This is a genomic window from Blautia luti, from assembly GCF_033096465.1.
Taxonomy (GTDB): domain Bacteria; phylum Bacillota; class Clostridia; order Lachnospirales; family Lachnospiraceae; genus Blautia_A; species Blautia_A luti.
Genome location: NZ_AP028156.1, coordinates 3,191,794 through 3,213,866, shown reverse-complemented (window position 1 = coordinate 3,213,866; position 22,073 = coordinate 3,191,794). Strand labels below are relative to the sequence as shown.

At 42.1% G+C, this 22,073-nt stretch carries 23 protein-coding genes; 22 read left to right on the top strand and 1 reads right to left on the bottom strand.

Annotated features, from left to right (window positions below; translation table 11 throughout):
* Positions 1 to 549 precede the first annotated feature (549 nt).
* The 17 genes from R8695_RS14870 (at position 550) to R8695_RS14790 (ending at position 17,071) form a co-directional block, all read left to right on the top strand.
* Entirely contained in the window at positions 550 to 1,263 is a 714-nt protein-coding gene (locus R8695_RS14870; protein WP_154779557.1) for an RluA family pseudouridine synthase, read from the top strand.
* Positions 1,264 to 1,387: 124 nt separating this feature from the next.
* The gene (locus R8695_RS14865; RefSeq protein ID WP_154779558.1) at positions 1,388 to 2,494 is read left to right on the top strand and encodes a substrate-binding domain-containing protein; all 1,107 of its coding nucleotides are present in this window, start codon (positions 1,388 to 1,390) and stop codon (positions 2,492 to 2,494) included.
* A 380-nt stretch (positions 2,495 to 2,874) separates the two neighbouring features.
* The gene (locus tag R8695_RS14860; RefSeq protein ID WP_118511600.1) at positions 2,875 to 3,144 is read left to right on the top strand and encodes an AtpZ/AtpI family protein; all 270 of its coding nucleotides are present in this window, start codon (positions 2,875 to 2,877) and stop codon (positions 3,142 to 3,144) included.
* 29 nt (positions 3,145 to 3,173) lie between these two features.
* On the top strand, positions 3,174 to 3,593 hold the full coding sequence (locus R8695_RS14855) for a hypothetical protein (protein WP_154779559.1): 420 nt from the start codon (positions 3,174 to 3,176) through the stop codon (positions 3,591 to 3,593).
* A gap of 72 nt (positions 3,594 to 3,665) precedes the next feature.
* Entirely contained in the window at positions 3,666 to 4,424 is a 759-nt protein-coding gene (locus R8695_RS14850) for a F0F1 ATP synthase subunit A (protein ID WP_118511604.1), read from the top strand.
* Between the two features lie 183 nt (positions 4,425 to 4,607).
* Entirely contained in the window at positions 4,608 to 4,886 is a 279-nt protein-coding gene (atpE, locus tag R8695_RS14845; RefSeq protein ID WP_117674865.1) for an ATP synthase F0 subunit C, read from the top strand.
* Positions 4,887 to 5,004: 118 nt separating this feature from the next.
* Positions 5,005 to 5,508 carry a F0F1 ATP synthase subunit B gene (gene atpF, locus R8695_RS14840; protein WP_118511606.1) on the top strand — a complete coding sequence of 168 codons (504 nt, stop codon included), beginning with the start codon at positions 5,005 to 5,007 and terminating at the stop codon, positions 5,506 to 5,508.
* Positions 5,505 to 6,044, top strand: coding sequence for an ATP synthase F1 subunit delta (gene atpH, locus R8695_RS14835; RefSeq protein WP_118511608.1), 540 nt, complete (start codon positions 5,505 to 5,507; stop codon positions 6,042 to 6,044). Before atpF ends, atpH begins: the two co-directional genes overlap by 4 nt.
* A gap of 124 nt (positions 6,045 to 6,168) precedes the next feature.
* Positions 6,169 to 7,698: a F0F1 ATP synthase subunit alpha gene (atpA, locus tag R8695_RS14830; RefSeq protein WP_008704965.1), complete on the top strand. Its 1,530-nt coding sequence runs from the start codon at positions 6,169 to 6,171 to the stop codon at positions 7,696 to 7,698.
* Positions 7,699 to 7,718: 20 nt separating this feature from the next.
* On the top strand, positions 7,719 to 8,576 hold the full coding sequence (gene atpG, locus R8695_RS14825; RefSeq protein WP_154779560.1) for an ATP synthase F1 subunit gamma: 858 nt from the start codon (positions 7,719 to 7,721) through the stop codon (positions 8,574 to 8,576).
* A gap of 31 nt (positions 8,577 to 8,607) precedes the next feature.
* On the top strand, positions 8,608 to 10,002 hold the full coding sequence (atpD, locus tag R8695_RS14820; protein ID WP_008704959.1) for a F0F1 ATP synthase subunit beta: 1,395 nt from the start codon (positions 8,608 to 8,610) through the stop codon (positions 10,000 to 10,002).
* Positions 10,003 to 10,017: 15 nt separating this feature from the next.
* Positions 10,018 to 10,419 (top strand): ATP synthase F1 subunit epsilon, encoded by a 402-nt coding sequence (gene atpC / locus R8695_RS14815; protein ID WP_008704958.1) that lies wholly within the window; start codon positions 10,018 to 10,020, stop codon positions 10,417 to 10,419.
* Positions 10,420 to 10,650: 231 nt separating this feature from the next.
* Positions 10,651 to 11,838 (top strand): pyridoxal phosphate-dependent aminotransferase, encoded by a 1,188-nt coding sequence (locus tag R8695_RS14810; protein WP_154779561.1) that lies wholly within the window; start codon positions 10,651 to 10,653, stop codon positions 11,836 to 11,838.
* 360 nt (positions 11,839 to 12,198) lie between these two features.
* Positions 12,199 to 13,122, top strand: coding sequence for a sensor domain-containing diguanylate cyclase (locus R8695_RS14805; protein WP_154779562.1), 924 nt, complete (start codon positions 12,199 to 12,201; stop codon positions 13,120 to 13,122).
* Between the two features lie 517 nt (positions 13,123 to 13,639).
* Positions 13,640 to 15,448 (top strand): Na/Pi cotransporter family protein, encoded by a 1,809-nt coding sequence (locus R8695_RS14800; protein ID WP_118511614.1) that lies wholly within the window; start codon positions 13,640 to 13,642, stop codon positions 15,446 to 15,448.
* A 293-nt stretch (positions 15,449 to 15,741) separates the two neighbouring features.
* Entirely contained in the window at positions 15,742 to 15,996 is a 255-nt protein-coding gene (locus R8695_RS14795; protein WP_026649178.1) for a hypothetical protein, read from the top strand.
* Between the two features lie 82 nt (positions 15,997 to 16,078).
* Complete coding sequence (locus R8695_RS14790; protein ID WP_167829733.1) at positions 16,079 to 17,071, top strand: Fic family protein; 993 nt, start codon at positions 16,079 to 16,081, stop codon at positions 17,069 to 17,071.
* 162 nt (positions 17,072 to 17,233) lie between these two features.
* Here R8695_RS14790 and R8695_RS14785 read toward each other — a convergent pair whose 3' ends face one another.
* Positions 17,234 to 18,367: an ROK family transcriptional regulator gene (locus R8695_RS14785; RefSeq protein ID WP_154779563.1), complete on the bottom strand. Its 1,134-nt coding sequence runs from the start codon at positions 18,365 to 18,367 to the stop codon at positions 17,234 to 17,236.
* A 284-nt stretch (positions 18,368 to 18,651) separates the two neighbouring features.
* Here R8695_RS14785 and R8695_RS14780 point away from each other — a divergent pair, with 284 nt between their 5' ends.
* The 5 genes from R8695_RS14780 to bilS all read left to right on the top strand — a co-directional run bounded on the left by R8695_RS14780 (position 18,652) and on the right by bilS (position 22,055).
* Complete coding sequence (locus R8695_RS14780) at positions 18,652 to 20,268, top strand: mannitol dehydrogenase family protein (RefSeq protein WP_154779564.1); 1,617 nt, start codon at positions 18,652 to 18,654, stop codon at positions 20,266 to 20,268.
* 105 nt (positions 20,269 to 20,373) lie between these two features.
* A complete protein-coding gene (locus tag R8695_RS14775) occupies positions 20,374 to 20,502 on the top strand; it encodes a hypothetical protein (RefSeq protein WP_276571691.1) in 129 nt (42 codons plus the stop codon).
* 12 nt (positions 20,503 to 20,514) lie between these two features.
* A complete protein-coding gene (locus tag R8695_RS14770) occupies positions 20,515 to 20,907 on the top strand; it encodes a VOC family protein (RefSeq protein WP_154779565.1) in 393 nt (130 codons plus the stop codon).
* A gap of 135 nt (positions 20,908 to 21,042) precedes the next feature.
* Positions 21,043 to 21,432, top strand: a complete 390-nt coding sequence (locus R8695_RS14765; protein WP_118511626.1) for a hypothetical protein — start codon at positions 21,043 to 21,045, stop codon at positions 21,430 to 21,432.
* Between the two features lie 107 nt (positions 21,433 to 21,539).
* Positions 21,540 to 22,055 carry a flavodoxin family protein BilS gene (gene bilS, locus R8695_RS14760; protein ID WP_154779566.1) on the top strand — a complete coding sequence of 172 codons (516 nt, stop codon included), beginning with the start codon at positions 21,540 to 21,542 and terminating at the stop codon, positions 22,053 to 22,055.
* The last annotated feature ends 18 nt before the right edge of the window (positions 22,056 to 22,073 follow it).

Below are 22,073 nucleotides of genomic sequence, written 5' to 3'. Positions count from 1 at the left end.
AAAGGTACGGGGATATTACATAAGAAATATTAAGGTACTTTTTCAAATGATACTTTACAAAGAGGATTGGAACATCTGCCATTTGTGTTCTGGAAACTGTTAAAGTACAATGGATAAATAAACAGTTGGGAATCTAAGAAGTTAGGTTTATGATTGCTTATCACGAATAGAGAGAAAAAGTGTATCCGATATTTCGAAATAAAATCTAAATTATAATCCGTGAAATTATAATTTAAATCTATAAAACTTTCTAAGTAAAACCAGTGATAGTATTATCATATGGATTATGAGCAGGGAATCAGAGAATCATAAAATTTATCTTTATATTAAAAATTGAATACAGAACTCTATAAAGTAATCTATAATAAGATAGAAAGAATACTAAGAGGAAAATAAATTGAATAACGAAGAACATTGAGACGGTCATCATTTTTGAAATCTGGAAAAGTAAAAAGTGATGACCGTCTTTGACGTCCTCATAATCTGGAAAACTTTCGTTGCAGGAAGTTTGAGATTACGTTATACTCTCCATAAAAGGAGAGTTTTTTTATGTGGATCAAAGATGTGAGAGATTATATTATTTATGAAGATAAGGAGATACTGGTCTGCCATAAACCGGCGGGGATCGCTGTGCAGAGTGCAGGTGTGGGAAATATGGATCTGGAGAGCCTGCTGAAGAATTATATTGCCCGGAAACAGCCGGGGAAAATGCCCTATCTGGGTGTGATCCATCGACTGGATCAGCCGGTGGAAGGAGTGGTTGTTTTTGCCTTGAATCCGAAAGCTGCGGCTGCATTGAACAGGCAGATGACTTCAGGACAGATCCGTAAGACTTATCTGGCGGTGACTGCAGGCGACCTGCCGGGAAAAGAGGGGGAACTGGAGGACTGGCTGAAGAAAGACGGCAGGACGAATACCTCCCGGGCAGTAAAGGAAGGAACAGACGGTGCGAAAAAGGCTATGCTTTACTGGAAACTTCTGGAGACTAAGGAAACTGTCGATGAGATGAGGAATCTTCTGGAAATCAGACTGGAGACAGGGCGTCACCATCAGATCCGTGTGCAGATGGCAAATGCCGGAATGCCTTTGGTGGGAGACCGCAAATATAATCCTGAGAAAACAGGACAGGAACCTTTATGCCTGTGTTCCGCAGCGCTGGAGATCAGACATCCGCTGACTGGCAAGAAGATGCAGTTTCGGGTAAGACCGGCGGGAGAAGGTTTTAAGGCTTTTGACATGGAAGGATATGTGGATAAAAAGTGAAAAAAGTGTAAAATCTCTGGACGAAACCTGTAAAATGTGTATAATGTAGAAAGGAAGTTGTAGAGTAACAAATGCTGTTCGGAGTAAAAAGACACTCGCATTTTCAGGAAGAGGAGATTGAAAAATGAGAAAATTGGCGGCAGCAGTAATGTGTTTTGCGGCAGCAGCTATGTTTGCCGGATGTAGTAAGGCGGAAGTAGAGGAAACGATCCAGCCCCTGGTGGCAGATGCCATCGAGGAAGCTGATTCAGAAGCAGAGGCTGTAGAGGATGAGGATAATAGTCCGTTAATTCCTGAAATTGATACAGACGTAGAGATTCAGTCCGGAGCCAGAATTGCAGTGGTAAGTAAGTCCACGAAGGGCGAATACTGGAAACAGGTGAAGAAGGGGATGGAAGATGCTGTAAAAGCGATCAATGATGCTTACAGTTTCAAGAAAGATGACCAGATCACCATGACCTTCGAGGGACCTGATAATGAAGAGGACGTAGAAAGCCAGATCAATACTATAGATGCGGTACTTGCAGAGAACCCGGATGTGCTGTGTATCTCAGCCGGGGATATGGATTCCTGTCAGGCGCAGCTTGAGAATGCGAAGGAAAATGGAATTCCGGTAGTTGCTTTTGATTCCAATGTATCGGAGAAGAAACTGATAAAAGCATACCGTGGAACCGATAATTTCCAGGTTGGAAAAATGGCAGCCTATGAACTGGGAAGAAGTATCGGTAAAGTGGGCAGGGTTGCAGTTTTTTCCGCGCAGGAGAAGACGAAGAGTGTACAGGACAGAGTTTCGGGATTTTTAAATAATATCGGAAATTATGGAGATATTGAAGTGGTAGAAATCATCTATTCCGACCAGGTAGACGATATGAAGACTGCCATGCAGGAAACTCTGGATAAATATCCGGAACTGGATGGAGTATTCTGTACCAATGCGGATATTACAGAGATGTATCTGGACCTGGAGAAGAGTGACGAATATGATGCGCCGGCTCTGGTAGGTGTTGATGCAACTACTAAACAGCAGGAAGCGATCCGCAACGGAGAGGAACTGGGAACTGTTTCCCAGCAGCCATATGCCATGGGATATCAGACAATCTGGGCAGCTGCTGAAACAACAGCGCCGAAGAAATCTGTTGTGATCGAGAAAAATGTACTGAGCAGTCCTGCATGGATTGACGCAGACAGCCTGGATGATCCGGAGTACGGTTCATATTTGTATACAGAATAGAATTACACGTAGAATAAGACTTATATACGAAAGAGAAAGCATGAAAACAGTGAGGAATTGTTTTCGTGCTTTTTTTGTACTCGCAAAAAGATTCCGTAATATTCCTGTGATATAACAAAGTTTTTCGGACAGGCTTTTAATATGTAAACAGTAATGATTTATATGATTAAATATAGACAGACAGGAGATTTTGGCTATATAAAAAAATATATATTGATGATATAATCACATACACGACACAAAAATAACAAAAAAATATTGGATTGACAAAAAAATTGATGAAATTGCCTGGTGAGATTGTAATTTTAAAGAATATATGGTAAAATTTGACTATAAATTCTAAAAAATATATGCAAAAATTAAGCAAAAAGGAGATAAGAATGAAACAATGGTCAGAGATCCTTAGAAATGTCACCATGTTGTCGCAGCTTGGACTGTCTCTTATCACACCGCTTCTGCTGTGTCTGGCGGTCTGCTGGCTGATCGTTTCGAAAACAGGAGTCGGGAGCTGGATTTTCATCCCCGGTTTTTTCTTTGGAATGGGCGGCTCTGTGACAGTGGCGTATAAGTTTTATCTTTCCATAAATAAACAGCAGATGAAAGAGAATAAGAAGAAAAAAAATAAAATATCTTTTAACAGACATTTATAAAACATCACAGGAGGCAGAAAGAAAGTTATATGGAGCGTATATTGAATCATGTGCAGCCGGCAGTAAAGAAAGAGACCGGAAGAGTAATGATGATGACAGGAATTGGGGTCATACTGATGTGGGTCGTATTTGGAATACTTCATCTTTTTATGCCAGGCAAGGTACCGTTTGACTATACGATATTTCTGGGAGGGATTGCAGGTGGAGCAGTTGCGGTCCTGAATTTCTTTTTTATGGGGCTTGCAGTGCAGAAGGCAGCGTCAGCAGTTGATGAGGATACTGCAAGAATGAGGATCAAGGCAAGTTATTCCCAGAGAACCTTACTGCAGATGCTCTGGGTGATCATCGCGATCGTTGCTCCGTGCTTTCATTTCGTAGCTGGAATTGTTCCTCTTTTATTTCCTGGAACAGGAATTAAAATTGCAGGGATTTTTCATACTAAGAAGTAACAGCAGATTACAAATATCTGTTTCATCAAACCGGAAAACAGTACCGGTAAAGACAGGAGGTGAATAAAGAGTATGGAGTTGGATATTACCGGGGCAAGGATATTCTTTACGTTGCCGATCGATGTGCCTTTTCTTGGACCATTAAGAATCAGTGAAACTATGGTGATAAGCTGGCTGGTTATGATTCTGATCACAGGATTATGTATCTGGCTCACCCACGATCTGAAAGAAGAGAATATTTCCAAGCGCCAGGCAGTGGCTGAGCTCATTGTGGAGAAAGCCAACAGCTTTGTAATCGGAAATATGGGTGAGAAATTCAGATACCTGATACCATTTGTTGCAGCACTTTTTGCAACAAGTGTTGTTTCCAACCTGATCAGTCTTGTGGGACTTCGAAGCCCTACAGCAGACCTCTCAACTGAGGCAGCATGGGCAGTTGTGGTCTTCATCATGATCACAGCACAGAAGATCAAGACCAGCGGATTTGGCGGCTATCTCAAAGGATTTACAACCCCGATCCCGGTTATGACACCGTTTAATATTCTTTCTGAACTGGCAACACCCGTCAGTATGGCGTGTCGTCACTTTGGAAATATCCTTTCCGGTGTAGTAATCAATGGTCTTATTTATGGAGCACTGGCAGTTGCAAGTTCCGCACTTCTGGGACTGATCCCTGGCTTAGTGGGAGATGTACTGTCACAGATACCGATTCTTGATGTCGGTGTACCTGCAATCCTGTCCGTCTACTTTGACTGGTTTTCAGGAATCATGCAGGCGTTCATTTTCTGTATGCTGACTGTAATGTATATTGCAAACGCAGCAGAAGAGTAGCAGAAACTTTAGCGGAAGATACAAAGGGGATTTCCGTTGATCGTGGTTATGGCCGTATCACTGCAGGAGCGAAATGGCAGCGGTGGTAACCAAAAGACTGCTGAAAAAGTACAGCAGAAGAAATAAAATACCGCAGCAAAGGGGAAAAAGCTGCAGATTATTATTTAACAGGAGGGTTTTACTATGGATTTTCAGTTACTGGCAAAAGGTATCGCATTAGCAGGTTGTGCAATTGGAGCAGGATGTTCACTTATCGCAGGTATCGGCCCTGGTATTGGTGAAGGTAACGCAGTAGCGAAAGCACTGGAAGCAATCGGACGTCAGCCTGAGTGCAAAGGCGACGTAACTTCTACCATGCTTCTTGGATGTGCGATTGCAGAGACAACCGGTATCTACGGTTTCGTTACCGGTCTGTTACTTATCTTTGTTGCACCTGGTATGTTCATGAACTTCCTGAGCTGATAAAAAACAGCCAAGATGCCGGATATAACAGATTAAGTGGCATCAATATGGAACTTGTGGATGATCCCGGCAGCAGCCGTAAGATGGTCCGCATAAGTATAGACAGGAGGTTACAAACATGCAGGTACAGGAATTAGTTGGAATTGTGCCGTGGAATTTTATAGCGACGATTTGCAACCTTTTTATTCAGGTATATCTGATCAAACGTTTCCTCTTCAAGCCGATCAATGAGATGCTGGACAAGCGTAAAGCGAAAGCAGACGCAGAGATTCAGGATGCAGTGAAGGCAAAGGAAGAAGCCCAGGCAATGAAAGCAGAATATGAAAAGAATATGCAGGAAGCCAAGAATAAAGCAAACGACATTGTGATGACAGCTCAGAAAACAGCCGCTATCCAGAGTGAAGAGATGCTTAAGGAGGCTTCCAGTCAGGTAACTGCCATGAAAGAGAAGGCAGAGAAAGACATTGCTCAGGAGAAACGTAAGGCAGTCAACGAGATCAAGGGAGAAATCGGCGGTATGGCTGTTGAGATTGCCGGAAAAGTGATCGAGCGCGAAATTAATGAAGAAGATCATGCAAAACTGATTGACGAGTTTATTGAGAATGTGGGTGAGGCATCATGACAAAAACTGCCAGAGTTTACGGCGGAAGTCTGTATGACCTTGCCGCTGAAGAAAAGCTCGATGGACAGATCATGGAGCAGATGATCGCGATCAGACAGATTTTCAGGGAAAATCCGGGATATCTGAAATTGCTGGGAGAACCGGCAATTCCTGAAGAAGAGAGACTCAAGATGATCGAAGAGGCTTTCGGAGCGCAAGCAGAGAGATATCTGGTGAATTTCATGAAATTATTGTGTGAGCGCAAGATTCTGAGAGAATTTGCCGGATGCTGCGAAGAGTTTATCCGACGCTATAACAGTGCACATGGAATTGCAGAAGCAGTAGTGACAAGTGCAGTGAAGCTCAGTGAAACTCAGATGGAAGCTCTGAAAGCGAAGCTTGAGAAGATAAGCGAAAAGAAAGTGTATCTGGTCCAGAAGACCGATGCATCCGTCCTTGGCGGACTTCGCGTGGAACTGGAGGGCGTGCAGCTCGACGGTACTGTACAGAGCCGTATTTCCGGTATTTCCAAGAAACTGAATGAAATGGTAGTATAAGGAACTGGATTCCAGATTTGAGAATCGTATTGTATGGGTATTTGACATATGGATATGAAAGATTTTTGAATTTTTTAATTCAGACAGCGCAAAATAATAGAATATAAAAGGATGGAATGGAAACATGCAATTAAAACCTGAGGAAATATCCAAGGTCATCCGAAGCCAGATAAAATATTACGAAAATGCCATTCAACAGAATGAGACAGGTACGATCCTTATGGTTGGTGACGGTATCGCCAGAGCCAGTGGACTGGTAAACTGTATGTCAGGAGAGCTTCTGGAATTTGAGGACGGAAGCTTTGGTATGGCACAGAACCTGGAGGAGAACAGTGTCTCTATCGTAATCTTTGGTTCAGATGAGAATATTGGTGAGGGTCAGACCGTAAAGCGTACAGGCAAGGTGGTGTCTGTACCTGTAGGCGACGCTATGGTTGGACGTGTTGTAAATGCACTGGGACAGCCAATTGACGGAGCAGGCCCGATTGATACAAAAGAATTCCGGCCAATCGAGAGCAAGGCACCTGGAATCTGTGAGAGAAGATCTGTATATCAGCCTCTCCAGACCGGTATCAAAGCCATCGACTCCATGATCCCCATCGGACGTGGACAGCGAGAATTGATCATCGGTGACCGTCAGACCGGTAAAACTACCATTGCCACAGATACCATTATTAACCAGAAGGGAAAAGATGTGATCTGTATTTATGTAGCCATCGGGCAGAAACGTTCCACAGTAGCTACATTAGTAGAGAACCTGACCAGAAACGGCGCAATGGATTATACTATTGTTGTGGCAGCTACAGCATCTGAGTCAAGTCCACTGCAGTATATCGCACCCTATTCAGGATGTGCAATGGGCGAGTACTTTATGAATAAGGGAAAAGATGTGCTGATCATTTATGATGATTTAAGTAAGCATGCAGTTGCATACCGTGCACTTTCCCTGCTGATTCGTCGTCCGCCTGGACGTGAGGCATATCCGGGTGATGTTTTCTATCTGCATTCCAGACTTCTGGAACGTGCAGCAAAGCTGGATGATGAACATGGCGGCGGTTCCATGACAGCACTGCCGATCATTGAAACACAGGCTGGTGACGTATCTGCCTATATTCCTACTAACGTTATTTCTATTACAGACGGACAGATATTCCTGGAGACAGAGTTATTCCATTCAGGAATCATGCCTGCTGTAAACCCGGGTATCTCCGTATCACGAGTTGGTGGTGATGCGCAGATCAAGGCAATGAAGAAGGTAGCAGGAACACTGAAACTGATCTATTCCCAGTACCGTGAGCTGCAGAGCTTCGCACAGTTTGGCTCTGATCTGGATGCTGATACAAAGGCACGTCTGGAACAGGGTGCACGTATTGTGGAAGTTCTGAAACAGAACCAGAATGCACCGGTTCCTGTAGAGAAGCAGGTTGCAATCCTTTATGCGGTTACAAAGGGTGTTCTGGAATCAGTAAAAGTTGAAGATGTAAATGTATATGAATCAGGATTATATACCTATCTGGATACAGATGCAGCAGGCGTAGAGGTTATGCAGGAGATCCGCTCAACAGGTAAGCTGGAGCAGGAAACAGAGCAGAAGCTTCGCAGCGTACTGGATGCGTATACAGAGAACTTCCTGAATACAAGACCTGAGAAATAAAGTGATTAGGAGGGTATCGTATGGCTTCGAATATGAAAGCGGTAAAGCTGCGTATCAAGAGTGTACAGAGTACTATGCAGATTACCAAGGCCATGGAGCTTGTAGCATCCTCCAAACTGCGTAAGGCAAAGGAACGTGCAGAGGTATGCCGTCCGTACTTTACAGAACTTCATGAGACATTGAAAGAGATTGCAAGGGAGAATACAGATTTCTCATCCGTTTATGCGAAAGAGTCTTCCAACAATAAAACCTGCTATGTAGTGATCGCAGGTGACAGAGGACTGGCAGGCGGATATAATGCAAACCTTTTCAAATGTCTGGAGGCTTCTGCTGAAGGTAAGGACTACATGGTTCTGCCGGTTGGAAAGAAAGCAGTAGAATATTTCTGCCAGAGAGAGATTGAAGCTCTGACAGAACAGTTTGCAGAAGTGGGAAGTATTTCTGTGGCGGACTGTTTTGAGATGGCAAATATGCTCTGCACGGAATTTCGAAAAGGAACCTTTGGTCATATTGAATTATGCTATACTGTCTTTAATTCCATGCTTTCTCAGCAGCCGGAGGTATTTTCCATGCTTCCTATGACTGATATCAGAGAGGAAAGCGGCGGTAAGATAGAGACGAAGAATCTGATCCTCTATGAACCGGACGGAGAGACAGTATTTGATGCCATTGTTCCGGAATATCTGGCAGGACTGGTTTATGGTGGTATCTGCGAAAGTACCGCAAGTGAACTGGCAGCCAGACGTATGGCTATGGACGCTGCCACAAGTAATGCGGAAGAGATGATTGATCAGCTCAACCTTTATTACAACAGAGCGCGTCAGGCAAGCATCACGCAGGAGATCACGGAGATTGTTGCAGGTGCAGAAGGTCTTTAATATAATTTCCAACAGATAGGAGATTACTAACATGAGTGAAAAACACATTGGCGAGGTAGTGCAGGTTATCGGTCCGGTACTGGATATCCGCTTTGCGCACGATGAACTGCCGCCTCTTCTCAATGCCATAGAGATTGATAATGATGGCGCAAAGCTGGTTGCCGAGGTTGCACAGCAGGTTGGTGATGATGTGGTAAGATGTATTGCCATGAATTCTACTGACGGTCTGGTGCGCGGTGCCAAAGCTCTGGATACAGGTGGTCCAATTTCCGTTCCTGTAGGTGAGGAATGCCTGGGACGAGTATTTAACCTTCTGGGTGATCCGGTAGATAATCTTCCGGCACCGGAGGCAAAGGAACGCTGGTCTATCCATCGTCAGGCTCCTTCTTATGAAGAACAGATGCCTGCAACAGAAATCCTGGAGACAGGAATCAAGGTCGTTGACCTGATCTGCCCTTATGCAAAGGGTGGTAAGATCGGTCTTTTCGGTGGTGCAGGTGTAGGAAAAACAGTTCTTATCATGGAGCTGATCCACAATGTAGCAACTGCACACGGCGGACTTTCCGTATTTACAGGTGTAGGAGAGCGTACACGTGAGGGAAATGATCTTTACAATGAAATGAAAGAAAGTGGAGTTATCGACAAGACTGCTCTGGTTTACGGTCAGATGAACGAGCCGCCCGGAGCACGTATGAGAGTTGGACTTTCCGGACTTACCATGGCGGAATACTTTCGTGATGAGAAGAACCAGGATGTGCTCCTCTTTATTGACAATATTTTCCGTTTTACACAGGCAGGTTCCGAGGTGTCTGCTCTTCTGGGACGTATGCCTTCAGCCGTAGGTTATCAGCCCACACTGGCAACTGAAATGGGTAACCTGCAGGAACGAATTACTTCTACAAGAAAGGGTTCCATCACATCTGTACAGGCGGTATATGTGCCTGCCGATGACCTGACTGACCCGGCTCCTGCAACTACATTCTCACATCTGGATGCAACAACTGTACTTTCCCGTGAGATTTCCAGCCAGGGTATTTATCCGGCTGTTGATCCGTTGGATTCCACAAGCCGTATCCTTTCACCTGAGATCGTAGGAACAGAGCATTATGAGATTGCCAGATCAGTACAGAGGGTTCTTCAGCGTTACAAAGAACTTCAGGACATTATTGCCATCATGGGTATGGATGAGTTGTCAGAGGAAGACAAACGTACTGTAAGCCGTGCACGTAAGGTTCAGAGATTCCTGTCACAGAGCTTCTCCGTAGCAGAACAGTTCACAGGTATGCCTGGTAAATATGTTCCGCTGAAGGAGACGCTGAGAGGATTCAGAATGATCCTTAACGGTGAGTGTGATGACATTCCTGAGAGTTATTTCCTGTTTGTGGGAACCATCGATGAAGTGTTTGAAAAAGCCAAGAATCAGTAAAGGGGGAAATGTCCTATGAGTACTTTCCCGTTGAGAATCGGAACACCGGACGGATTACTCTTTGAAGGCAATGTGGAGCGTGTGATCTGCAGAACTGTCAGCGGTGATCTGGCCATTCTTGCCAGACACTGTAATTACTGTACTGCCCTGGGAATGGGCGAAGCCAGTGTGGTAATGGAAGACGGCAGCAGACGAACCGCAGCCTGCATTGGTGGAATGCTTTCTGTTATGAACGGAAAGTGCCGTGTCCTTGCAACTACCTGGGAGTGGAAAGAGGATATTGATGAGCAGCGTGCACAGGAAGCTAAGAAAAGAGCTGAGGAGATGATTGCCAAAGGTGGTTTGAGTGATCATGATTATAAGATTGTGGAGGCTAAGCTGCAGAGGGCGTTGGTGCGTTTGAGTGTGAAGAGCTGAGAAAATAAGAGTTATTAAAAGACTGACAGGAAATCCGGGAGGGGAGACTGTCGGTCTTTTTCTATGCTGGTAGTTGGCTCTTTCAAGTATATTGTTTCATACATTGACACTTTACCATGATAAGGTTAAAATGGAGATAGATTATGCGACTGTAAGAGAAAGTGGACAGTTGCGACATTATTTTGAATTTCGGTGGTTTGCCGGGATTATTTGGACAGGAGCGAAGATGTTATGATAGCAGAAAAAATGAAACCTTATGTAAAAAATAATTCAGCCATTCGTATGATGTTTGAGGAGGGAAACCGTCTCAGAGCCATCTATGGGGCAGACAAAGTTTATGATTTCAGTCTTGGGAATCCCAGTGTTCCGGCGCCGGAGTGTGTGAAGGAGGCTATTATTGATCTGGTGAAAGAAGTGGAGCCGACAGTGCTTCATGGTTATATGAGTAATGCGGGATTTGAGGATGTGCGCCAGACGATAGCAGAATCTTTGAACCGCCGTTTTGGAACTAAATTTGCGGCAAAGAATCTGATTATGACAGTTGGAGCAGCCAGCGGTCTGAATGTGATTTTCAAGACGATTCTGAATCCTGAGGAAGAAGTGATTGTTTTTGCACCATACTTTTTGGAATATGGTGCATATGTGCGTAATTTTGATGGCAAGCTTGTGGAAATCTCTCCGGATACTACCACATTCCAGCCGAATCTTGAGGAGTTTGAGCAGAAGATTACGGCAAAGACAAGGGCAGTGATCGTAAATACACCTCATAACCCCACTGGTGTTGTATATTCTGAAGAAACCATTAAGAAACTGGCAGCAATTCTTGAGAAAAAGCAGCAGGAATTTGGAAGTGTGATTTATCTGATCTCTGATGAGCCATACAGAGAGTTGGCTTATGATGGTGTAGAGGTTCCGTATCTGACAAAATATTACGACAACACGATTGTTGGTTATTCTTACAGTAAATCTTTGTCTCTTCCGGGAGAGCGTATTGGTTATCTGGTAATTCCGGATGAAGCAGATGGCAGTGAGGAACTTATTACTGCAGCGGCTATTGCCAACCGTACCATCGGATGTGTCAATGCCCCATCCCTGATGCAGAAAGTGATTGCCAAATGTGTAGATGCAGAAGTGGATGTAGCTGCATATGATAAGAACCGTCTGGCATTATACAATGGACTGAAGGAATGCGGATTCGAGTGCATCAAACCGCAGGGTGCATTCTACCTCTTTGTGAAATCACCGGTAGCAGATGAAAAGGCGTTCTGCGAAGCTGGAAAGAAGTATAATATTCTCATGGTTCCGGGAAGTTCTTTTGCCTGCCCGGGTTATGTGAGACTGGCTTACTGTGTATCTTATGATACAATCATCAATTCCCTGCCGGAGTTTAAGAAACTGGCAGAGGAGTTTGGGCTGTGAAAACGGCGGGGATTGACATTGGGACAACAACGATAAGTGGTGTTGTTCTGGAAAAAAGGAGAAAACGGACAGACAAAGATTCTTCCTCGGAGCAGCAATGAGCAGTCTGCCAAAGCCGGCTTAATGATTAATCGAATGAGGGTCATGTTCTTATGAAAAATGCAAAAAAATTCCGGAAGAATATGCCAAAAAGTATTTTGATAAGGTTGTGAAAAAAACATTGATAATACTACATGGATTAATGCTACGGCTATAGAGAAGGGAATTAATTTCTCCAAGGTATTGCAGGATGCAGTGAAAAAGAAACTATGCTGCTTGAATGACTGATATTTGAATTTGCATGAAAATAGAGTTAAGATAATGACAAATTTTGGGGGAGATAAAACCATGGATGTTGGTTTGTTAGAAGAAATGGATTTTGACAATGCGAATATTGACTGGGAATTTATTGAGACGATTTTAAAAGAACTTCCTTCCAATATTTATTTCAAAGATACTCAGTGCAGATATCTGTTTTGTACTCATTATTGGAATCATATTGTTCACGATGATACAGAAGCATGGAGTATTCGCGGAAAAACGGATATGGAGATTCGAAAGGACAAAGAAAATGCGCGAAAGGCATATGAAGAGGATAAAAAACTTCTCAAAACCGGAATAGGATGTAAATATGTTATAGAAACCTGTATAGATGGTGTGACAGAGTTCCTTGAAATTATCAAAAACCCGGTAAAAAATAAAGACGGCAGAATCATTGGCATTGTTGGACTGATAAATATTGTTACTGACAGGATAAAGCTTCAGAAGCAACTGGAAGCATATGCACAGACGGATATCATGACAGGGCTTTTTAACAGACGTTATCTGGAGTATTGGGAAGAAAATGAAATAAAGCCACAGTATTTTCCAATCAGTATCATAGCAGCCGACTGCGATAGATTAAAGCATACCAATGATACGTACGGACACCATGTTGGCGATGAAATGATCAGGTCTGCAGCGCAGCTGTTAAAAGATGTGCTGGCAGATCAGGCAGTAATGTTCCGCATGGGAGGAGATGAGTTTCTGATGATATTGACAAATACAGATGAAATACAGGTACAGAATATAGTAGACAGATTAAGAGAAAAAATGAAGCAGACCTACGTAAAAGGAATTCCGCTTAGCATTTCTTTTGGAGTCTGTACCATGAAAGACATGATAACAGATATAGAAAATGCAATTTACATTGCAGATAAACGGATGTATAGAGAAAAAGAAGAAAAAAGCATGTTAAAACAGTAAAAAAGATGTAACTGTTCAGAAACTCCGGAATACAGAGTATCTTGCCATGATAGGCAGAGGAATTGCATAGCTAAAAGATGGTAAAGGCCAGGAACATGAATTGATAAAGTCTATTGAGCGTGACGGTCTGATTGAGGGAATAGGAAAACCGGTAATTTCTCCGGTGCTGAACAGGTAAACTCAATGATTGATTGAATGAGGGCATATTCTTTTATTGTCCGATTTATTGTATGTTATTTTCCAGCATGCTCCGATAGGTTTTGGAGCATGCCGGAAAATTTTATGAAAACTGCAAAAAAATTCAGGAAAAAAAAGACAGCATTTTAAACGCTATAGAAAAAATGTAATTTTTGAAAAAACAATTATTGTAATAATCTCCCGGACGTGACATAATAAGAATGGAAAAGTAAAAAGCAGGTTAAATTCTGATTAGAGACAGGTAAAATAACCTGCTTACATTATGCGCCGATTTTCTGAGATGAGGTGGAAAATCAGGCAGACGACAAAGGAGAAAATGATGGAAATTTTTTCAATGATATTGTCATTACTGAGCGGAGTAGCGTTATTCCTGTTTGGTATGTCATTGATGGGCGATGGTCTGAAAATGGTTGCCGGAAATAAGCTGGAAGCTTTCCTGTATCGAATGACAAACACACCACTGAAGGGAGTTGCTCTGGGTACTGGTGTTACCAGCGTGATCCAGTCTTCTTCTGCCACAACTGTTATGGTCATTGGTTTCGTTAACTCAGGTATGATGAAGCTGAAACAGGCCATCGGTATTATCATGGGAGCTAACATTGGAACCAGTATTACCGGGTGGATTCTCTGTCTTTCTTATATTGATGGAAAGAATGGAATTGCTAAGATTTTATCCACTGCAACAATTTCAGCAGTAGTAGCGATTATTGGTATTATCCTTCGTATGGCATGTAAGCGTTCCGTGCATAAAAACATCGGTAATATTATGCTTGGTTTTGCAATCCTGATGACAGGTATGCAGACAATGAGTGGCGCTGTTTCACCGCTGAAAGACAGCCCTACCTTTACAAACATGCTGACCATGTTTTCCAATCCGCTGATCGGTATTCTGGTAGGTATCGCATTTACAGCAGTGCTTCAGAGTGCATCTGCAACAGTCGGTGTGTTGCAGGCGTTATCTGTAACAGGTATCCTGACATTCTCCAGTGCATTCCCGATCGTTCTTGGTATCGGTGTAGGTGCTGCATGTCCGGTTCTGATCTCAGCAATCGGTGCGAATAAGAATGGTAAACGTACAGCACTTGTTTATCTGATCAATGACCTGTTTGGTCTGATCCTCTGGTCTGTGATCTTCTATACTGTAAATGCTGTCGTACATTTTGGATTTATGGATATGATCATGTCACCGATTGCAATTGCTTTACTGAATACAGTATTCCGTGTAGCAACAGTATGTGTTCTTTTCCCGTTCATACCGAAGATTGAACAGCTGGTATGTTGGCTTGTAAAAGACAGTGCAGAGGAACTGGAAGATGAAGCAGACTTTGATCTTCTGGAAGAACGTCTTCTGAACTATCCTGCACTTGCAATCGGACAGTGTCACCGTGCCATGAGCGGTATGGCAAAGAAGCTTCGTAAGAATGTTAACCGTGCAATGAACCTTCTGAACGAATATCAGCAGGATAAATTTGACAAGGTACAGAGAAAAGAGAACCTGATTGATAAATATGAGAGCCGTCTTGGTGACTATCTGATGAAGCTGACAAAGCATGAGATGAACAGTGCCCAGACAAAGCAGGCTTCCCTTTATCTTCATACCATTAACGATTTCGAGAGAATCGGTGACCATGCATCCTACATTGCCTATATGTCCAGTGAAATGCATGATAATCACACTAACTTCTCGCAGGAAGCCTGGGATGAGCTGAATGTAGTAATGGAAGCAGTTCGTGAGGAGATTAACCTTACCTGTCGTGCGTTCCTCAATGATGACAAAGAGATGGCACAGAGAGTTGCACCTCTTGGAATGATTATCACATCCTTATGCAATGAGCTGAAGATGCATCATGTAGAGCGTCTGAGTAATGGCAACTGCGGACTGGAAGAGGGAACTGTATATACAGACATTCTTAACAGCTTCAACCGTATTGCAGCACATTGTGCAAGTGCAATGGTAGCCCTTCTCAAGAGTGGAGACGAGAATCCGGATATGCATATCCATGATTCCAAGATTTACCCATCTGACAGCGTGGAATATTATACATACTTCAAGGAATATCGCCAGAAGTATGAAATCGTAAAGAACGAGGAACACATGCGAAGCATGGAACCGGAAGAGGTAGAATAATACTTTTATACTACAAAGCAATAAATATATATGATATAATGACAGCAGATGATCTGGAAACGGATGTCTGCTGTTTTCTATTATAGTTACTGGGCATGCAAGATTGTAGGAATGATTTTTTGAATACGTTCCGGAGTGTGCAGACTGAGGAGCCAGCAGGCAGGATCATTTTTGTAAATCAAATATATTTATTCAGGCAGAGATTCTTCCTGTAGACTGGATCAGTTATAGCAGGTCGGAAATTGTGCAAACACAACACTCTGTAAACATAACCCCCAAAGGAGAAATTAATTATGTTATTCGACAGCAGAACAGTCTATCTTGGTGCGTCCAGGGATAAATATGAGCAGTATTGTAAAGCCTTAGATTCAGAGAAAATCAAATACAAAACAAAGAGAGTCAACCACGAAGAAAAAATGACAGCCCCGGGCAGGGGAACCGTCCGCAGCATGGGTGGGAACTTTGGAACAGATAAAACATTGTATGAAATCATGGTCGGAGAGAAAGATTACGACAATGCAATGGGGATTCTGACAGCATTGAAGTAGACGGAATCTATCCTGAAGAAGAAAGTATGCAAAAAAGTGTGCAAGATAGTGTGCAAGATAACGGAAATTTTGGAGGTGTTTTGTGGGAGAATATAAACCGCCATTTACAATAACAAATGAGATATTATCATATGTGTCTTCAATTTCTGAAAAAATAGGGCGAATCACAGCAATCAGCAGTCTAGAAACAAAACCGCACCTGAGAAAGAATAACCGAATTAAATCTATTCATTCATCTTTAAAAATAGAAGCGAATTCTCTTTCTCTGGGGCAGGTTAGGGATGTAATTAATGGCAGGCTTGTACTGGGGGAACAGAAAGAAATACAGGAAGTTAAAAATGCATATGCGGCGTATGAAAGCCTTTCGGAAATTAATCCCTATAGTATAAAAGATTTAAAGAAATTTCATGGGATTATGACAAAATATCTTGTGGAAGAATGTGGGGAGTTTCGCCATGGAGAAGAGGGAGTCTTTAATGGAGATGAATGTATTTTTATGGCACCTCCGGCGCAATTTGTACCGCAGCTTATGGATGAACTGTTTGAATGGATGAAGAAATCAAGGAATAGTGTTCATCCATTGATTATGAGCAGTGTATTTCATTATGAGTTTGTCTTTATTCATCCATTTGCTGATGGTAATGGAAGAATGGCAAGATTATGGCACACTGCGATTTTAGCTAAATGGAAACCTGTATTTGAGTTTATTCCAATCGAAAGTCGGATTGAAAAATTTCAGGATGAATATTATGATGCGATTGCCAGATGTCATGTTTCAGGAGAATCTACCATTTTTATAGAGTTTATGTTGTCACAGATAGACAGGATTCTGGAAGATATTTCGCTTCAGATGAATGAAGAAAATGAACAGTTTTCAGAAACTGTCAGGAAAATACTTGAAATCATGGAGTATGATACGCCTTATACAAGAAAAACACTTATGGAAAAACTGGGGTTAAAGTCCAGAGATGGATTCCGCAGAAATTATTTGCAACCCGCACTTGAGATGAATTTGATCCAAATGACATTACCAGATAAACCGAATAGCAGAAACCAGAGATATATAAAAATATAAAGAGCAGGAAGCTTATCTGATTTATAGCAATCTATAGCAATTCCATAAAATAATGCAAGCAATCCAGCCCATCATAGTGTGAAGTCCTGCGTCAGATATCTTTCTTGTCTTTCGCACTCTGCTGAACTGTCTTGATTGCATTATTTATAAGGATTGCTATAGTTAAACGGATTGAATAAATTTCTCTACATAATGCAGAGCCGCTCCAATCGCCGGTGTGTATTGTCCATTGGTACCGACCAGTACCTGGGCTTTATCAAGTATAAATGGTGCAGCAGTATGAAGATGCTCTGTCAGATATTCAATATCTTCTTCTGTAAAATAAGGTGCCAGATATCCGCTGAGGATAATCGGTGCATCAATAACAAGGTTAAGATTTTTCATGGCAAATGCCAGATGGTTTAAATAATCTTTCCAGATCTGTATGATCTGGGGAGATTTTTTTTCGCGCAGAAGAGGGAAAAATTCTTTGGCAGGCATGCCTGCAGCCTGTTCCAGTGCATTGGCAGAGCAGTAGGTTTCCAGGCAGCCGCGGCTGCCGCAGTAGCAAAGTGGGCCGTCGGGATTAATACATATATGTTCAAGAGTTCCGCTGTGCATGGAGATCCCCTGATGAATCTGATGATTGGTAATGATGCCGCCGCCCAGATTTCGGTTCAGCAGGATGATAACAGCACTGTCAAGCTCCGGATGATTCCATAATTCAAGGAACGCAGCTGATTTCGAATCATGTTCCAGATAACAGGGATAAGGAAGATATCTGGAAAAATCATCCAGTTTCATGCCTGCGTTATTCATGATATCTCCATATAGTACAGTGGTATGATCCGGGGATGTGATACCCTGTGTGGCAATGGAGATGCCAAGAACTTTGTCATTGTCATACTGGCGCGATGAGATGAATTCTTTTACTGCGTCAGTAACCTGTTTATAGTAATCCGGTGTGTTGGAATATGGAAGCGGAATGGTATCTGTATAGAAAGCATTTCCATATAAATCTACAGCAGTAATATGAAACATCCCTTTTAAAATACCGATACCAATGGAAATTTTAAAATCTGATACAATCTGAAGGGCGTTTGCCTTTCTTCCACCGGTGGATTCAAAGAAACCATTTTTTTCAATAAGACCTTCCTGCTCCAGAAGATTCAGATTCTGGCTGACAGTGGATAAACCCATCTGCAGTTCCTGAACGATCTGCAGCTTGGAGATCGTTTTTTTTCTGTAAATGTACTGGTAAACCTTTGATTTATTTATTTTCTTGAGACTAATGTTGGTCAATCCCTTTTCACTCATAATGTTCTCCTGATTATGTTATAAGATAATGTTAAGCTTCAGATTTATTGTAGCATACAACGAAAAAAAAACAATAAAAACATCCAGTGCGATTGTTGGAAGAATGAACTTGTCAATACCCATAGTAAAAATAAACAAAAAAGTTATTTGAAAATTAGAATTTCTGTCAATGGATTTTTAAAACAAAAAGATATATACTCAACTTACGGTTAAGATATAAACGTAAGTAAAAAACATAACAACAAACAATAAGTATCGAATAAGACAAACAAGGAGGATATAATATGAAATTATCAATCAATGGAATCAAGGAACAGGAAGCATGGAAACAGGCAGGAATTGCTCTTCCGGGTTATGATGTAGAGGCTGCCTCTGAGAAAGCAAAGGAGAATCCGGTATGGGTTCACTTTGGTATCGGAAATATTTTCCGTGTGTTTATCGGTGGAATTGCAGATGGTCTTCTGGAAGAGGGAGTTCTGGATCGTGGGATTACCTGTGTGGAAACCTTTGATTATGATGTAGCAGACAAGATTTATGATCCATATGACAATCTGGGATTAAGCGTGATCCTGCATGGGGATGGAACCCGTGAGTATAAAGTAGTCGGAGCTTTTGCAGAAGCAGTGAAGGCACAGTCTTCTAATGCAGCACAGTGGAAACGCCTGAAAGAAATATTCACAAGCAAATCCCTGCAGATGGTTTCCTTTACGATCACAGAGAAAGGCTATGCATTACAGAAAGCTGACGGAACATGGTTCCCGTTTGTAGAGGCAGATATCAAGAATGGTCCGGATAAAGCAGTTGGTGCCATGGCAGTTCTGGTTGCAATGCTTTATGAAAGATATAAAGCCGGCGAATATCCCATCGCACTGGTTTCCATGGATAACTGCTCACAGAACGGTGCAAAGCTTCGTGAGTCAGTACTGACAATGACAGAAGAGTGGAAGAAAGCAGGATTTGTTGATGAGGGATTTGTGAACTATGTAAGCGATGAAAAAGTAGTTGCTTTTCCATGGACAATGATCGATAAGATCACACCTCGTCCAAGCGAGCAGATTGCAGCAGACCTTGAGAAGCTGGGTGTTGAGAACATGCAGCCAGTGATCACAGGTAAGAAGACATACATTGCACCATTTGTCAATGCTGAGAAACCACAGTATCTGGTAATAGAGGACAGCTTCCCTAACGGACGTCCGGCTCTGGAAAAAGGTTTCGGCGTATATATGGCAGACAGAAATACAGTTAACCTTTCTGAACGTATGAAAGTAACAGTATGTCTGAATCCGGTTCATTCTGCTACAGGTCCGCTGGGAGTAGTTCTTGGATATGATCTGTTTGCGCATATGCTTAATACAAATGAAGATATGATGAAAATGGCACGTATGATTGCTTATGATGAAGGTCTTCCGGTAGTTGCTGACCCTGGAATCCTTTCTCCTCAGGCATTTGTGGATGAGCTTTTTAACGATCGTTTTCCAAATGAATATCTGGGAGACACCAACCTTCGTCTGGCAGTAGATGTATCTCAGATGGTTGGCATCCGTTTCGGCGAAACAATCAAAGCATATGTACAGAAATTCGGAGATGCTTCCAGACTGACAGCCATTCCGCTGGGAATTGCAGGATGGCTCAGATATATGCTTGGTGTAGATGATGAAGGAAACAAATTTGAACTTGCACCGGACCCAATGAATGAGGAACTGCAGGAACAGTTTAAAGATATTGTTGTAGGCAAACCTGAAACATTCAAAGATCAGTTAAAACCAATTCTTTCCAATGAGCGTCTGTTCTTCACTGACCTTTACAAAGATGGTGTGGGAGAGAAGGTTGAGGATATGTTCCGTGAGATGATTGCAGGACCTGGAGCTGTAAGAGCAACAATACATAAATATGTTGGATGATTTTCATCAGATGGATATTATAACGGACTATCAGGAGGAAAATGACAGATTCTGCTTGTTATTACAGGTGGAAGAATTATCTGTTGGGTATTGCAGGACTACGGTATGGGTGATATAATCGGACCGACACTTGAGAAGAGCGTTCTTCTGGTGCGAGTAGTCTTTCTGATCATAGTATTGATACGTGCATCTGTAGATGCATCTGTGCAATTGTGGTCAGCCTGTTTTGCGTAAGGAGGATAAGAAATGGATTTAAAAGAACAGCTGAATGGAATTCAGCATATTGGAATTCCGACCAATGATATTGAAAAGACCATTGATTTTTATCAGACTCTGGGATTCGAAATTGCTTTTCGTACAGTAAATGAGGAAGTAGATGAAAAGGTTGCTTTTCTGAAATTAAATACACTTGTTGTTGAGACATATGAGAATAAAGCAGCTAAGATGGAAGCCGGTGCCATCGATCATATGGCGATTGATGTAAAAGATATTGAAAAAGTATATGAAATGATCAATCAGGCAGGATTAAATACAACCAACGATACCGTTCATTTTCTTCCCTTCTGGGAAAACGGGGTAAAGTTCTTTACAATTGAGGGACCGAATAAAGAGAAGGTTGAGTTCAGCCAGTATTTATAAAGTCAGGCGGTTAAATTCAGCGAGAAAAAGCATCTGTTAAAGCAGGTGCTTTTTGTTTTCAATATTTTATTGAGAAAAGCCTGAGAAAAGTTTAAAATAGGAAATAATAAAAAATAAACGAAAGGGGTTTTTATCATGAGTAAACGAACAGAGAGAATGAGCCGGGGTGCAGCTGAGAGAATTAACCGCAAAGATACAGTGATTAGACAGAATAATGCAGAACTTGAGGAGCTGAGGAATCAGTATGAGAATCTGGATATCTGTGAGGAGGATAAGCAGGTGATTGATGATTATATTGCCTGCAAAGATGCCAGAGCTGACAGGATGGCAGAGAAACTTTATGAAAAGGGAAGAAAAGATGTAAAGAGATGTATCCGCATCCGAAAGCTGATCCGCAGATGCATAATTCTGTCTGCCATTGTTACAGTGGTGCTGGTTCAGTATAATAAGAATGAAAAGCTGAGAGAAAGTCTGGAAGAGTTGTTGAAAATGTTCCGGGATGGAGTGTCGGACGAGGATTTATAACTGATATAAATAATGCAGATAAAAATGTACTTTCGGAATCTTCTTACAAAAGCAAATACAAGGAAGACTCCGAGAGTGCATAAAACAAAAAAGGAGCAAGAGACAGCATGGGAATACAAAGATACTCGATTATATACAGCAGTAAAACAGGGAACACAAAGAAGCTTGCGGAGAAGATCAGGGAGATACTGCCTGAGGAAAACTGTGACTATTTTGGAACAGAAGGAGCGAAGGCTTTTTCTTCCGACACATTATACATTGGATTCTGGACAGATATAGGGAATGCAGATTCTGCAACACTTGAACTGTTAAAGAGCCTGAGAAATAAAAAAATCTTTCTGTTTGGAACAGCAGGTTTCGGAGGCAGTGAAGCCTATTTCCAGCAGGTTCTCGGGAAAGTTAAAGAATCTGTGGATGAGAGTAATACAGTGATGGGAGAATTTATGTGTCAGGGGAAAATGCCCCAGTCAGTCAGGGACAGATACGTAAAGATGAAAGAGAAGTCGAATCATGCGCCGAACCTGGATGAACTGATCCAGAATTTTGACAGGGCGTTATCTCACCCTGACAATGAGGATCTGGACAGACTGGAAGAAATAATCAGAAGAGACCTGAAAAAATAATTAAGTCTTGACTAACAG